Origin of the sequence: Acinetobacter sp. 5862, assembly GCF_024494585.1 — a bacterium.
In the GTDB taxonomy this organism is placed as follows: domain Bacteria; phylum Pseudomonadota; class Gammaproteobacteria; order Pseudomonadales; family Moraxellaceae; genus Acinetobacter.
The window spans coordinates 43,521-58,887 of sequence record NZ_JANHGP010000064.1; the positions used below are offsets into that span (position 1 = coordinate 43,521).

14 protein-coding genes are annotated in these 15,367 nt (G+C 41.4%); 12 read left to right on the forward strand and 2 right to left on the reverse strand.

Features of this window, described 5'->3' with window-relative positions; all coding sequences use genetic code 11:
• Both pgi and galE read left to right on the forward strand, forming a co-directional pair.
• The gene (gene pgi / locus NO346_RS12820; RefSeq protein WP_256415412.1) at nt 1-1,674 is read left to right on the forward strand and encodes a glucose-6-phosphate isomerase; all 1,674 of its coding nucleotides are present in this window, start codon (nt 1-3) and stop codon (nt 1,672-1,674) included.
• Nucleotides 1,667-2,683, forward strand: coding sequence for a UDP-glucose 4-epimerase GalE (gene galE, locus NO346_RS12825; RefSeq protein ID WP_256415413.1), 1,017 nt, complete (start codon nt 1,667-1,669; stop codon nt 2,681-2,683). The genes pgi and galE overlap by 8 nt, the downstream gene beginning before the upstream one ends.
• Nucleotides 2,684-2,730: 47 nt before the next feature.
• Here galE and NO346_RS12830 read toward each other — a convergent pair whose 3' ends face one another.
• Entirely contained in the window at nt 2,731-4,101 is a 1,371-nt protein-coding gene (locus NO346_RS12830) for a phosphomannomutase CpsG (protein WP_256415414.1), read from the reverse strand.
• Between the two features lie 256 nt (nt 4,102-4,357).
• Entirely contained in the window at nt 4,358-5,563 is a 1,206-nt protein-coding gene (locus NO346_RS12835; RefSeq protein ID WP_256415415.1) for an amino acid aminotransferase, read from the reverse strand.
• A gap of 442 nt (nt 5,564-6,005) precedes the next feature.
• Here NO346_RS12835 and NO346_RS12840 point away from each other — a divergent pair, with 442 nt between their 5' ends.
• From NO346_RS12840 to NO346_RS12885, 10 genes are all read left to right on the forward strand, one after another.
• On the forward strand, nt 6,006-6,716 hold the full coding sequence (locus NO346_RS12840; RefSeq protein WP_129261122.1) for a GntR family transcriptional regulator: 711 nt from the start codon (nt 6,006-6,008) through the stop codon (nt 6,714-6,716).
• Entirely contained in the window at nt 6,709-7,590 is an 882-nt protein-coding gene (prpB, locus tag NO346_RS12845; protein WP_004907224.1) for a methylisocitrate lyase, read from the forward strand. Before NO346_RS12840 ends, prpB begins: the two co-directional genes overlap by 8 nt.
• A 98-nt stretch (nt 7,591-7,688) precedes the next feature.
• Nucleotides 7,689-8,846: a 2-methylcitrate synthase gene (gene prpC, locus NO346_RS12850; protein WP_004907222.1), complete on the forward strand. Its 1,158-nt coding sequence runs from the start codon at nt 7,689-7,691 to the stop codon at nt 8,844-8,846.
• Nucleotides 8,846-11,452, forward strand: coding sequence for a Fe/S-dependent 2-methylisocitrate dehydratase AcnD (gene acnD / locus NO346_RS12855; RefSeq protein WP_256415416.1), 2,607 nt, complete (start codon nt 8,846-8,848; stop codon nt 11,450-11,452). The genes prpC and acnD overlap by 1 nt, the downstream gene beginning before the upstream one ends.
• A gap of 75 nt (nt 11,453-11,527) precedes the next feature.
• Nucleotides 11,528-11,698, forward strand: coding sequence for a hypothetical protein (locus NO346_RS12860; RefSeq protein WP_019385311.1), 171 nt, complete (start codon nt 11,528-11,530; stop codon nt 11,696-11,698).
• On the forward strand, nt 11,698-12,090 hold the full coding sequence (locus NO346_RS12865; RefSeq protein WP_019385310.1) for a type II toxin-antitoxin system death-on-curing family toxin: 393 nt from the start codon (nt 11,698-11,700) through the stop codon (nt 12,088-12,090). Before NO346_RS12860 ends, NO346_RS12865 begins: the two co-directional genes overlap by 1 nt.
• A gap of 181 nt (nt 12,091-12,271) precedes the next feature.
• Entirely contained in the window at nt 12,272-12,847 is a 576-nt protein-coding gene (locus NO346_RS12870) for a hypothetical protein (protein ID WP_256415417.1), read from the forward strand.
• 221 nt (nt 12,848-13,068) lie between these two features.
• On the forward strand, nt 13,069-13,212 hold the full coding sequence (locus NO346_RS12875; protein ID WP_004665293.1) for a hypothetical protein: 144 nt from the start codon (nt 13,069-13,071) through the stop codon (nt 13,210-13,212).
• Between the two features lie 125 nt (nt 13,213-13,337).
• The gene (locus tag NO346_RS12880; RefSeq protein ID WP_256415418.1) at nt 13,338-13,916 is read left to right on the forward strand and encodes a DUF4126 domain-containing protein; all 579 of its coding nucleotides are present in this window, start codon (nt 13,338-13,340) and stop codon (nt 13,914-13,916) included.
• Nucleotides 13,917-13,982: 66 nt separating this feature from the next.
• Complete coding sequence (locus NO346_RS12885; RefSeq protein WP_256415419.1) at nt 13,983-14,870, forward strand: DMT family transporter; 888 nt, start codon at nt 13,983-13,985, stop codon at nt 14,868-14,870.
• Nucleotides 14,871-15,367 lie beyond the last annotated feature (497 nt).

The following is a 15,367-nucleotide window of genomic DNA, read 5'->3' on the forward strand; positions in this document are numbered from 1 at the left end:
ATGATCGAGCAGATTCAGCCTTTTGCTGTAAAAGAGCAGGCTTCCGTCGTGGAGCACCTGATATCTTTACAACAGCAATTTAAAGAGGTTCATCTAAATACATTATTTGCAGCAGATTCTGCACGCTTTAAACGTTTTTCGGTTGAGTATGACCAAATTGTTTTGGACTTTAGTAAGCATCGTATTGATCAAACGATTTTAAATAGCTTAGTGTATTTAGCGCAGGCACAAGATTTAAAACGGTGGATCAAAACACTGTTTTCATCTGAGCAGATTAACTATACAGAACATCGTGCAGCGATGCATTGGGCTTTACGTTTACCACAATCGAGTCCAGATTTTTCCGAAGTCAATCAACTGGTACAGCAACAGTTGGAGCGAATGTATGCTTTAGTGGATAAAATCCATGCTGGACAGTATCGTGGTGCGACGGGTGAGGTGATTCAAGATGTGGTCAATATTGGTGTGGGGGGGTCTGATCTTGGTCCACTCATGGTGACCCATGCGCTGTCTGACTTTAAGGTCGCAACTACAAAACCTTTGAATGTACATTTTGTTTCGACTATGGATGGTAGTCAACTGTCTGAGTTACTGCATCAACTCCGCCCTGAAACAACTCTATTTATTATTTCATCAAAGTCATTTGGCACTATTGATACACTTTCTAATGCCCAAACCGTACGTCAATGGTTAGAAAAGGCATTGGGGCAAAATGAGAAGATTCTGCAAAATCATTTTATCGGGGTTTCGACTAAGCCTGACAAGATGACAGAGTGGGGCATTGCTGCTGATAAACAGCTGTTGCTCTGGGATTGGGTTGGGGGGCGTTATTCCTTGTGGTCATGTATTGGTTTACCAATTGCCCTGACCATTGGTGTTGACGGATTTAAGCAACTGTTAGCAGGTGCTTATGCGATTGACCAGCATTTTCAATCCGCACCCTTTCAGCAGAATATTCCTGTTTTGATGGGGCTATTAGGCGCGTGGAATAACAATTTTCTGGATATCCAGACCCATGCAGTTTTACCGTATGATGGTCGTCTCAAATATTTTGCAGCTTATTTGCAGCAGCTTGAAATGGAATCTAATGGGAAATCGATTCAACGTAATGGAGAAAAGGTCAGTTCAGCCACTTGCCCAATTGTGTGGGGAGAGGTTGGGCCCAATGCACAGCATGCCTTTTATCAATTGCTGCATCAAGGCACGCACTCCGTCAGTTGTGACTTTATTGCCCCTGTGAAACGCTATAATGCCAATCAGTTTACCTATGCTGAAAGTGCAGAGGCCTTGGCTGAGCAGCATCATTTGGCTTTGTCCAACTGTTTGGCACAGTCGCGCCTGTTGGCCTTTGGAAATCAAGCCTTGGCAGCAGATGAGCTAGAAGATTTACCAACCTATAAACAATATGAAGGCAATCAACCTAGCTCCACTATTTTACTCAAAGAGCTGAATCCTTATAGCTTAGGGATGCTGATTGCGATGTATGAACATAAGGTTTTTGTGCAGTCGGTGTTGTGGAATATTAACCCTTTTGATCAATGGGGCGTTGAAAAAGGCAAAGAAATTGCCAATCAGCTATTACCGATTTTGAACCGTGAACAGGATGATCTCTCTAAATTTGATGCATCAACACAAGGTTTATTGAAAATATTATTAGGAAAAACAGATGGCTAAAGTTTTAGTGACGGGTGGTGCGGGCTATATTGGCTCCCATACCTGTTTAGAGTTGCTTACCGCAGGTCACGAGGTGATTGTCTTCGATAACCTCTCAAACAGCTCTGAAGAGTCTTTGTGTCGAGTACAAGCATTAGCAAATAAAAATTTGGTGTTTGTGCAGGGTGATATTCGCAATCAGGCTGAGTTAGATTCAGTTTTCCAAGACCATCAGATTGATGCAGTCATTCATTTTGCTGGTCTGAAAGCGGTTGGTGAAAGCCAGCAGATTCCATTGGCTTATTTTGACAATAATATTACGGGCAGTGTTCAGTTGGTCAAGGCGATGGAACGCGCAGGTGTATTTAGCTTGGTATTCAGTTCATCTGCAACGGTTTATGACGAAGCCAATCTTTCGCCTTTGAATGAAGATATGCCAACAGGAATGCCAAATAACAATTATGGGTATACCAAACTGATTGTTGAGCAAATACTGCAAAAACTGGCACAGGCAGACTCGCGTTGGTCGATTGCTTTACTTCGTTATTTTAACCCTGTTGGCGCGCATAAAAGCGGTCAGATTGGTGAAGATCCACAAGGAATTCCAAATAACTTAATGCCTTATGTCACTCAAGTCGCAGTCGGTCGTCGCGAAAAATTGTCCATTTATGGCAATGATTATGACACCATCGATGGTACAGGGGTTCGTGATTATATCCATGTAGTCGATTTAGCCAAAGCCCATTTATGTGCCTTAAATAATCGCTTATCTACACAAGGCTGCCGTGCATGGAACATTGGCACAGGCAATGGTTCATCGGTTTTACAGGTGAAAGATACTTTTGAACAGATCAATGGTGTGCCAGTGGCTTTTGAATTTGCGCCACGCCGTGCAGGTGATGTGGCCATTTCATTTGCAGATAATACACGTGCTATAGCAGAGTTAGGTTGGAAGCCGCAATATACATTGCAAGATATGTTGGCAGATAGCTGGAACTGGCAGAAGCAAAATCCGAATGGGTATAAATAACTCGTATTTCAAGTAAGAACAGGGAGCGATTGCTCCCTGTTCTTTGATTAGCCCTGAATTAAATGTGTCAACTCATCCACATAGCTTTGCATTGACTGTGGGTTTTGATCAGCACGACTTTCAATATTTAAACGCAGTAAAGGCTCGGTATTCGATGCGCGGACATTCAAACGCCATGCACCAAAATCAAGGCTGACACCATCGGTACGATCAACCTGTGGATTCTGGTCGGCATAATGATCAAAAATCTTTTGAACCGTTGCTTGCGTGTCTGCTACTTTAAAATTGATTTCGCCGCTACAAGGGAATTTGGCAATCATATTTTCAACGAGTGTCGAGAGTGATTGTTCTGTTTCTGAGAGTAGAGCAATGGTGAGTAACCAAGGAATCATACCGCTATCACAATAAGCAAAGTCACGGAAATAATGATGTGCACTCATTTCCCCACCGTAAACAGCATTATGTTCACGCATCACATCTTTAATAAAAGCATGTCCAGATTTTGATTGAACTGCGATACCTTGGTATTGCTCTACGATATCAAAGGTATTCCAAACTAGGCGTGGATCATGCACAATTTTTTCGCCAGATTGTTTGATTAAGAATGCTTGTGCTAATAAACCAACGATGTAGTAGCCTTCGATGAATTGACCTTTCTCATCAAATAGGAAGCAACGGTCAAAGTCACCATCCCAAGCAATGCCCATATTTGCATTGTGCGCAAGCACAGCTTCACGGGTACTGTCTCGGTTTTCAATTAAGATCGGATTCGGAATTCCATTAGGAAAAGTTCCATCGGCTTCATGATGGATTTTCATAAATTCAACAGGAATATTCAGTTCTTGAAATTTCTGTTCAATCGCATCAATCACATGACCCGCAGCCCCATTGCCTGCATTGACCACAAGTTTAAGTGGCTTAATTTTTTGTGGGTCGATATATGTTAATAAGTGATCGACAAATTCAGGCAAAACATTATAGTTTTCAGTCGAACCTTTCTGCTCAACTTCGCTAAAAGTACCTGATTCAGCGAGAGCTTGGATGTCTTTTAAACCTGTATCAGCACTGATTGGACGTGCATTTTCACGAACCAATTTCATACCATTATAATCCATTGGGTTGTGGCTGGCAGTTACTTCAATGCCACCTTGAACATCAAGATGAAAAGCGCCGAAATAGACTTCTTCAGTGCCCGTCATGCCTAAATCTAGAACATTGACACCCGCATCATTGAGACCTCGAATGGTTGCTTGTTTTAAACCTTCGCTACTCAAACGAATATCACAACCAATCACCACTTTTTTAGGTTGATAGATCTGTCCATAGGCACGACCAATTTTGTAGGCGATTTCTTCATTCAATTCTGTGCCTAATTTTCCGCGAATATCGTAGGCTTTAAAGCAAGTCAGTTGAGTCATTTTGAGAAGAGCTATTTGTAGTTTGTTAATGTTTTGCAGTATACAAAGAGATAGAGGCGTTGAACATTCATAGATACACATTTAATGAGGAAGAGGTCTCTCTATGCTTGGGTTTAGTGGTCAATTTTTAAGTTAGATTGATTTGATTTTATAAAAAAATAAAAAAGGTTGTTTCACGTGAAACAACCTTTTTTGATCCATAAAGTCTCCCTTTTAAAAGGGAGATGAGGAGTGATTATAGCTCCGCAAGGGGATTTTAAGCTGATTTTGCTAGAACTTCAGCCATTGCTGTGGCAACTTTATAAATATTATTCATATTTAAACCAGCAACACAGATACGACCACTACGTACAAGGTAAATTGCATATTCTTCACGTAAGGTGTCGACTTGCTCGCCTGTCAAACCTGTGTAGCTGAACATACCTTTTTGGTTTACAAGGTAGCTAAAGTCACGGTCAGGGAGTGCTTTAGTCAGTTCATCTTTTAAGATGCTACGCATTTTGATAATACGCTCACGCATCTCTTTGACTTCGCCTTGCCATTGTTGATTCAGATCAGTGTCATTTAACACTTGATCAACCAACCATGCACCAGTTGTTGGTGGGCTAGAGTAGATACGACGTACCGTTGCTTTTAACTGACCGAATGTGCATTTTGCTGCTTCAGCATCATCACACACGAAAGTTAAACCACCAACACGCTCACCATAAAGTGAGAAGATTTTAGAGAACGAGTTGCTGACGATGAAGTTTAAACCAGCTTGGTCTAAAGCACGAATCGCATAAGCATCTTGTTCCATGCTATCGCCAAAGCCTTGGTAAGCGATGTCGAGGAATGGAATCAAGTTATGCTCTTTTAATACCGCAATTACTTCATCCCACTGTGCTGGATTTAGATCTGCACCTGTTGGGTTGTGACAGCAAGGGTGTAACAACACGATGCTTTGCTCTGGCAAAGTTTTTAATGTCGACAACATGCCATCAAAATCAACGCCACGTGTTTCAGCATCGAAGTATGGATAGTAGTTGCTCTTGATGCCAGCACCGTTGAAAATTGCAACATGGTTATCCCACGTTGGTTGGCTTACCCACACTTCTGAATTTGGGAAATAAGTTTTTAAGAAATCTGCACCAACTTTTAATGCACCTGAACCACCAAGCGTTTGGATAGTAGCAACACGACCTTGTTGAATTGCAGGGCTATTTACACCAAACAATAACGCTTGAATCGCATCACGGTAAGGTTTAAAACCTTCCATTGGTAGATAAAGTTTGGTTTGAGTATTTTTAGGTGCAATACGTTTTTGAGCTTCGATAATAGTTTCGAGCTGTGGAACGATACTGTCTTCGTTGTAGTACAAACCAATACTTAAATTAACCTTTTCAGCGCGTGGATCAGCGTTGAACTGTTCCATTAAAGAGAGAATTGGGTCGCCTGCATAAGGTGGGATATGTTGAAACATTAACAATGTCCTTTTATTCAACAAGGTGCATGGATGTGTCTTGTGGAGCGCTGCTCCAGATGCCCAATAATGTACCAATAAAGCGATGATGAAGCACGCTGTTATTTACATTTCTGGTGCAGTATTTACTTACAAAAATTCGTATAAAATCGATCGATTATAAGGATTGTCTACAATCAAGCTGTCATACCATGGTCGTAGCATACGTAACATAAATACTGGGAAAAATGCCTTGAATCAATCGAAATAAAGTACTTAAGTTTTAGTAAGAGTATGTTTTATATATAATTATTATATATTTTAGTACCTTTTTTAGAACATTCTATTGTGAGGCAATCGAATAGTATTGACTGGATCATTCTATTTTATTGTCGACAATCCTATTGCATTTTTTCTTCTATCTCGTTATAAAATCATAAAAACTGTAGAGATTGTCGACAATATGCAAGATACCCTTGTTCCTCAAGCCATCAGCACAAGTCAGAGTATTACCCTGACGGAACATGTATTTAAGCAAATTCAATCGGCGATTGTATTAGGACAAATTCCTGCGGGCAGTAAGATTTCTGAACCTGAGTTGGCACGTATTTATGGGATCAGTCGTGGTCCATTGCGTGAGGCGATTCATCGTCTAGAAGGCCAGCGATTGGTTGAGCGTACCGCCCATGTTGGTGCGAGAGTTGTTTCTCTTTCTCTACAACAATTTAAAGAACTTTACCAAATTCGTGCTTCACTTGAAGGCTTAGCTTGTAAGTTGGCTGCACAGCATATTGATAAAAAACAAATCTTAGCATTGCGTGATGTGTTGCGAATGCATGCTGAAGATGAAAATTTTAAAGCAGGTAAGGGTTATTACCTACAAGAAGGTCAAGACGATTTCCATTACTGCATTATCAAAAGCAGTGGCAATAGAACCTTAGAAAAAATGTTATGTGATGAGCTGTATCACCTCATCCGTATGTACCGAATTCAATTTTCAAACACCCCAAATCGACCGAGCAAAGCTTGGGACGAACATATCCGCATTTTAGATGCGATCGCAGAAGGTGACGGTGAACTTGCCGAAATGCTGATGCACCGTCACATCAATGCATCTTACAAAATTGTTGAGCAAACATTGCTGCAAACCCAAGGAGAACATCAACATGGCTAAATCTGCTGGTCAGCTATTCCGCGACGCGGTCGCAAATGAAAAACCATTACAAGTGGTTGGTGCGATCAACGCCAATCATGCATTGTTAGCAAAACGTGCAGGCTATAAAGCAATTTATTTGTCTGGTGGTGGTGTTGCCGCAGGTTCGTTAGGTTTACCTGATTTAGGGATTAGTAACCTTGATGATGTATTGACGGATGTACGCCGTATTACTGATGTCTGTGATCTCCCATTATTGGTTGATGTGGATACAGGTTTTGGTGCTTCAGCATTCAACATTGCACGTACCACTAAATCAATGATTAAGTTCGGTGCGGCAGCAATGCACATCGAAGACCAAGTTGGTGCTAAGCGTTGTGGACACCGTCCTAACAAAGCGATTGTTACGCAACAAGAAATGGTTGATCGTATCAAAGCGGCAGTGGATGCGCGTACTGATGAAAACTTTGTGATCATGGCACGTACTGATGCACTTGCAGTTGAAGGCTTACAAGCAGCAATTGATCGTGCAGGTGCGTATATCGAAGCAGGTGCGGATATGTTGTTCCCTGAAGCGATCACTGAATTGGCGATGTACAAGCAATTTGCTGACCTGACTAAAGTTCCAGTATTAGCAAACATTACTGAATTTGGTTCTACACCATTATTCACGACTGAAGAGTTGGCTTCTGCGGATGTGAGCATTGCGTTATACCCACTCTCAGCATTCCGTGCGATGAACAAAGCAGCAGAAAATGTGTATGTGACTTTGCGTCAAGAAGGCACACAGAAGAACGTTGTTGACACCATGCAAACCCGTCAAGAATTGTATGAACGCATTAACTACCATGCATTTGAACAATACCTAGATGGAACTTTCGCAAAGAATAAATAAGTCAAACAATCTCCCCTAACCCCTCTTTGGAAAGAGGGATTTAGGGAGATTAAGAACTTTATAAGTTTTACCCCAAAGATATAAAAAAGGACAATCTTATGAGCAGTAATGAAACTCCAACAGGCTTCAAGCCAAAAAAATCAGTTGCGTTAAGTGGTCAAGTTGCAGGTAACACAGCACTTTGTACAGTGGGTCGTAGTGGTAATGACTTGCACTATCGTGGTTATGACATTCTTGACCTTGCAGTGGGTAGCGAATTTGAAGAAGTTGCGCACTTGCTTGTACATGGCAAACTGCCAAACAAAGCTGAGTTGAAAGCCTATAAAGCAAAACTGAAAGCACTTCGTGGCTTACCAGCCGCATTGAAAACTGCACTTGAGCAGTTACCACCATCTGCACACCCAATGGACGTGATGCGTACAGGTGTATCAGTTTTAGGTTGTTTAACGCCTGAACATGAAGACCACAATGAAGCAGGTGCAAAAGACATCGCTGATAAATTGATGGCAAGCTTGGGTTCAATGTTGTTGTATTGGTACCACTTCAGCAACAACGGTCGTCGTATCGAAGTTGAAACCAATGATGACTCGATCGCTGCGCATTTCCTCCATTTACTTCATGGCGAAGCACCATCTGAAGAGTGGATTCAAGCAATGCATACATCACTTATTTTGTATGCTGAGCACGAATTCAACGCATCAACATTTACATCACGCGTTGTAGCAGGTACAGGTTCTGACATGTACTCAGCAATCACGGGTGGTATTGGTGCGCTTCGCGGACCAAAACATGGTGGTGCGAACGAAGTTGCATTCGTGATTCAACAACGTTATGACAACGCTGATGAAGCAGAAGCAGACATCCGTAGCCGTGTAGAGAAAAAAGAAGTGATCATTGGCTTTGGTCACCCTGTTTATACCATCTCTGATCCACGTAACGAAGTGATCAAGAAAGTGGCGCGTGATCTTGCAGATGCTCAAGAGAACACCAAAATGTACCTCATTGCTGAACGTTTAGAAGCAGTGATGAAAGAAGTGAAGAACATGTTCCCGAACCTCGATTGGTTCAGCGCGGTGAGCTATCACTTGATGGGTGTTCCAACAGCAATGTTCACTCCATTATTCGTGATTGCACGTACAGCGGGTTGGTCTGCACATGTGATTGAACAACGTCAAGACGGCAAGATTATTCGTCCAAGCGCGAACTATACTGGCCCTGAAAACTTAGAATTTAAACCATTGGCGGAGCGTGGTTAATGACAAATCAATACCGTAAACCGCTGGCAGGTACCCAGCTCGAATACTATGACGTGCGTCAAGCCGTTGAAGATATTCAGCCAGGCGCATATGAAACTTTGCCATACACATCTAAAGTGTTGGCAGAGCAGCTTGTACGTAAAGCTGATGCAGAAAACTTAACTGATTATTTAAAGCAATTGATTGAACGCCGTCAGGACATGGATTTTCCTTGGTATCCTGCACGTGTGGTATGTCATGACATCTTAGGTCAAACCGCACTCGTCGACCTTGCTGGTTTACGTGATGCGATTGCTGACAAAGGTGGCGATCCTTCTAAAGTGAACCCAGTAGTTCCAACGCAGTTGATCGTGGATCACTCTTTGGCAGTTGAATATGGCGGCTTTGATCCTGACGCGTTTGAGAAAAACCGTGCGATTGAAGATCGTCGTAATGAAGACCGTTTCCATTTTATTGAGTGGACCAAAACCGCTTTTAAAAATGTTGATGTGATCCCTGCGGGCAACGGCATCATGCATCAGATCAACTTGGAGAAAATGTCTCCAGTGATTCAAAACCGTGATGGCTTGGCTTTCCCTGATACCTGTGTGGGTACAGATTCTCACACACCACATACCGATGCGCTTGGCGTAATTTCAATTGGCGTGGGTGGTTTGGAAGCTGAAAATGTCATGCTTGGTCGTGCATCGTGGATGCGCCTACCAGACATTATCGGTGTTGAGCTAGTCGGTCAGCGTCAAGCAGGCATTACTGCAACGGATATCGTACTCGCTTTAACTGAGTTCTTGCGTAAAGAGCGTGTTGTTGGTGCTTATTTAGAGTTCTTCGGTGAAGGCGCTGACAGCATGTCTGTAGGCGACCGTGCTACGATTTCGAACATGACACCTGAATATGGTGCAACAGCGGCGATGTTCTACATCGACCAGAACACCATTGATTATTTACGCCTGACGGGTCGTGAAGATGCGCAAGTGGCATTGGTTGAGCAATATGCTAAAGAAATCGGTCTTTGGGCATCGGATATGAGCAAAGCGCAGTACCCACGTGTACTTCGTTTCGATCTTTCAACCGTGACTCGTAACATTGCAGGTCCATCAAACCCACATGCACGTGTATCGACTGCTGACTTGAAAGAAAAAGGTATTGCAGGCGTTGTTGAAAACCGTACTGATGGTTTAATGCCTGATGGCGCGATCATCATTGCTGCGATCACGTCTTGTACCAATACCTCAAACCCACGTAATACCGTGGCAGCAGGTCTATTGGCGCGTAAAGCCAATGAACTGGGCTTAGTGCGTAAACCTTGGGTGAAATCTTCATTTGCACCAGGTTCTAAAGCGGCGGCATTGTATCTTGAAGAAGCTGGCGTGCTCAAAGACCTAGAGAAACTTGGTTTTGGTATCGTGGCGTATGCATGTACTACATGTAACGGGATGTCAGGTGCACTTGATCCAGTGATTCAACAAGAAATCATTGACCGCGACCTGTATGCGACAGCGGTACTTTCAGGTAACCGTAACTTCGATGGTCGTATCCATCCTTATGCAAAACAAGCGTTCTTGGCATCGCCTCCACTTGTGGTAGCGTATGCGATTGCAGGGACAATTCGTTTTGACATCGAAAAAGATGCATTGGGTACAGACAAAGACGGTAATCCAATTTACCTGAAAGATATCTGGCCATCTGATGCTGAAATCGATGCACTGGTAAAAGAAGCTGTGAAGCCTGAACAATTCCGTAAAGTCTACATTCCTATGTTTGACCTCGGTGAAGTTGAGCAAGCGGAAAGCCCACTTTACGACTGGCGTCCTATGAGTACTTATATCCGTCGTCCGCCGTATTGGGAAGGGGCGTTGGCTGCACCACGTACTTTGACCAACATGCGTCCGCTTGCAATTTTGGGTGATAACATCACGACTGACCATTTGTCGCCTTCAAATGCGATCATGATGGATTCGGCTGCGGGTGAATACCTACACAAAATGGGCGTACCTGAAGAAGACTTCAACTCATATGCGACACATCGTGGTGACCATTTGACAGCCCAACGTGCAACATTTGCCAACCCGAAATTGTTTAATGAAATGGTGGTTCGTTCAGACGGCACGATTAAACAAGGTTCAAAAGCGCGTGTAGAGCCTGAAGGCGAAGTGATGCGTATGTGGGAAGCGATTGAAACTTACATGAACCGTAAGCAACCTTTGATCATTGTTGCAGGTGCGGATTATGGTCAAGGTTCAAGCCGTGACTGGGCAGCGAAAGGTGTTCGTCTTGCAGGTGTTGAAGCAATCGTGGCTGAAGGTTTTGAGCGTATTCACCGTACTAACTTAGTGGGTATGGGCGTGTTACCGCTTGAGTTTAAAGCGGGCACGGATCGTAAAACGTTGAAGTTAGATGGGACGGAGCTATATAGTGTGATTGGTAATATTGCACCGCGTTCGACTTTAACTTTAGTGATTGAGCGTTCAACTGCTGATGGTAAAGAAGAAATTCTTGAAGTGCCTGTAACTTGCCGTTTAGATACAGAAGAAGAAGTTTCTGTGTATGAAGCGGGTGGGGTATTACAGCGTTTTGCACAAGACTTTTTAGAAGGTTCGGTTGTGTGAGTTAATGCTTTGACGTTGTAAAAATGGAAGGAAAGCTCTATCTTAGGATAGAGCTTTTTTTATTGGGATTAGTTGATGAATAAAAAAGTAGAAAAATATGGTGTTGCTGCAGTTGAACGCCCGAGAATTCAAGCAACGAAGCAATTAGATTTGTCAGGTGAAACTGGTCGTCAGATCGTAAAGTCAGAAACAAAACTAGCGTTGCGTACACATAGTAAGACATTTAAACGCCTTGCAGATATGTAATGAATATTATTTGTTTTCCATTTGAGCGTGTGATTGAGATCAATGCCTTTATTCTAGCCACAGAAAAAGGTATGAAAGGTGCAGCAGATATTGGAAAATTGCAAGGTGCTTTAGCGCGTGTGGATAATGCGATTGTTTATGAAGGTTTAGATGATGTGTTTGAAATAGCAGCTAAATATGCTGCAAGTATTGCAAATGCTCATGCATTGTCTGATGCAAATAAACGGACTGGTTTAGCAGTTGCTTTGGAATATTTATCTTTAAATGATTATGAACTGCTACGAGATAACGAGCTGTTAGCTGATGCTGTCAGAGATTTAGTCATCGGTGAAGTCACTGAAAGCGATTTTGCAGATATTTTATATGCACATTATGTGGCAAACGGCAATTAAACTTTGATCATTTTGATGTAGAGCAGTTTCTTTTTAAGCGGGCGGTGTATTACAGCGTTTTGTACAGGACTTTTTATAAGGTCAAGTAGCTTAATACTTTAGCTAAAAGTAATTGATATTGTTTAAAAAAATACCCTACTTTAAAGTGGGGTTTTTAATATAAGAAATACAAGTTGGTTACATGATGAATATACTAGAGAAATTCATAGCTCAAGTTCAAGCTAGATCAGCCGAAAATAAGAAGTCTTTTGAATTACTTTACAAGCATGAATGTTATGGAGTATGCATTGGTATTATTAGGCAAGAATTAGATTCCTTACAGAGGGTTAGCTATTTAATCGATTGGGATAATGGTTGTCAATTTCGTCAGAATGCATTTGATTTAGTTAGCAATAATGTCCAAATAGGAGAGTGGGGATTTTTAAATGCTAATGGGAAAAAGCAGAAAGTAAGAGACATTGACATGCTTCAAACAGGAGGATGGGAAGCTGTAGTTTATAATTTTGGATGTGGTCTAGTACATTTAACAGATAAGCACTTATATCGAGATTTTGATCCTGTTGTTAAAATGAGGGATGAAGAAAAACAATTAACTATTGAATACTTAGAAAAGTATCATGGATTTGATAAACTGGAAGTGGATATGAATGATATTATTCAATATTTACCTAAAATTTATAAAAAGATTTATGAAAATATCGAATATAATTTAGAAGAAATTATTTCTATAAATAGTATGACGAAAATCTTTGATTGATTTATGAATATAGTAGAGAGAACTCTTTTTAAAAAATATTCAAGTTTCTGCTAATTTTATATTTAAAATAGTTGAAATTTTTTAGCGAGAATTTCAATTAACTCTGTTTTAAAATATTTATTAACTAAATTGCCAATACCACTTGTCGGAAAGGTCAATAAATAATCAAAACTATCACGCTATAGTATATGAACCATTTCTAAAATCTATGGAGAACAAAGATGGTTACTGCTGGCGAAAGACCTGGAACTGGCTTCTATTTTTGTGTCCAATGCGGACATCGCACCTATTTAGAAATTGGTACTGATCGTTTACCTCCGTGTACCAAATGCCTTGGCAATCAATTCAACAGTAAGAATGCCTAAGCCGCAAACACCAAACAGTTACCCACTGTTTTGATGAAAGCCCTGTCACTCGATAGGGCTTTTTTGTTACTGTAAAATATGAAATAACAAGATAGCGATATCTGACAAAAATAAGGAAAACCAAGATGGAAACAATATTAGGACTTTGTATCGGCGTAGGATTAAGCGCTGCCTGTGGATTCCGTGTCTTTGTTCCTTTATTGGTGATGAGCATTGCAACTTTGTTGGGTTGGTATGAACCTGCCAAAGGCTTTGAATGGTTAGCTATTCCATCTGTATGCGCTGCACTTGGATTTGCAACGATCTGTGAAATCGCAGCTTACTATGTGCCGTGGGTCGATAATCTTTTGGATACCATTGCCACACCAGCTGCTGTAGTGGCAGGTACACTCAGTACGATGGCAGTCAGTAGTGGAGAAATGTCACAATTTGCAACGTGGGCAGCCGCGCTAATCGTGGGTGGCGGAACAGCAGGTGTGGTGCAAATGAGCACGGTCGCTGCTCGAGGTGTTTCAACAGCAACCACTGGTGGACTGGGCAATTTTGTAGTGGCAACAGGTGAGTTGATTGGCTCAATTGTCTTGTCGATTTTGGCATTTGTGATGCCTGTTGTGATTACGGTATTTGTGATTATTCTGGTGATTGTGGTTGCACGTTGGATACATAAAAAGAGAAAAAATCAGATCAATCCGTCAGCGTGTTAATAACACTCGAAAAATCATAAGGAAGCGAGTAAATTACACACACATTTTGATGGTGCGTTGGCGTTTATGGCATTTACTTGGATTCTATTCACGATCATGGCTGCGTTTATGCAGGCGTGGCGCAACGCATTTCAAAAACAGCTCAGTACCTCAGTCGATGCTTATGGTACGACATTGGCCCGATTTATTTTTTCTCCGATTTTTGCGTTTAGTTATTTAGCATTCCTTTATCTGCATCAACCTGTCACTGTTCAAGTCCATTTTTCCAATACATTTTGGCTTTATGTAGTGATTGCAGGAATCAGCCAAATTTTTGCGACAGCGTTGATGGTGAAACTATTTCAACAAAAGAACTATGCGATTGGTATCGGGTTGGCTAAAAGCGAAGCGATTTTGGCAGCCTTGATTGCAGTGGTTTTTCTACAGGAGCGATTGACCACTTTGGGCTGGGTTGGTGTATTGATTGGGGCAATCGCAGTTTTTTTATTGAGTAAAGGTCGACATAGTACGCAACTTTCCTTCAATACTTTAATCATTGGTTTAGGCAGTGGTTTATGTTTTGCCATTACTTCACTTCTGGTGCGTGAAGCTAGTTTAGAGCTGAGCATGTTGCCATTTTTGCATCGTGCAGGATGGGTGTTATGCAGTTTGATTAGCTTTCAGTGCATTGCATTATTGCTGTATTTGGGAATCTTTAGTCGCAGTACGCTGTATAACATGTGGCAACGTCTTGGTCTGACCTTTCGTGTAAGTATTTGCAGTTTTTTAGCATCTTTGGGATGGTTCAGTGCCATGAGTATGCAAACTGTGGCGATTGTGAAAACACTGGGTCAGATCGAAATTTTATTTAGCTTACTGATCTCAGTATTTTTCTTTAAAGAAAAGTTGGCAAAGACGGATCATTTAGGTTTATGGCTGGTAATTGTGGCAGCCATTATGGTGATCTGGGCATAAATTTAGGTTTTAAATGAAAAAATACACATCTAAATTGGAATATATTGAAATTTAAATCAGCTAATTTTTATTGAAATGGAAAATAATTCTTATTTTTGGATGAGATATGCAAAATTATTTCATTAGTGGCGAAAAATACCAGTTTTTAGGAAAACAATCCCGCACTGATCTGCCTAAACTATGTCTCAAGGGTTGAGGAACGATTAAAGTTCCGTAAGGGGATCGAAAAGAGTAGCATGCACCGATGCTTATAAAGCAAGTGTGTACAAACCCAAAAGGTCTCGATTCGGCTTAGGACGCTATAGATCAAAAGTCTATAGGCAAAGGTTATGGCTTACAAAGTCATAGGTGTTGAAGTAAACAACATGTTTTCCCTTGATACCCTAAAAATTTAATATAAACAGAATATGACCAATCAGAGGCTTTGTTGCACAAACCTATCTGTAAAGGCTTTTTCAGCGATATAATTTTCAAATGAAGAAGCCTACACACAAAAT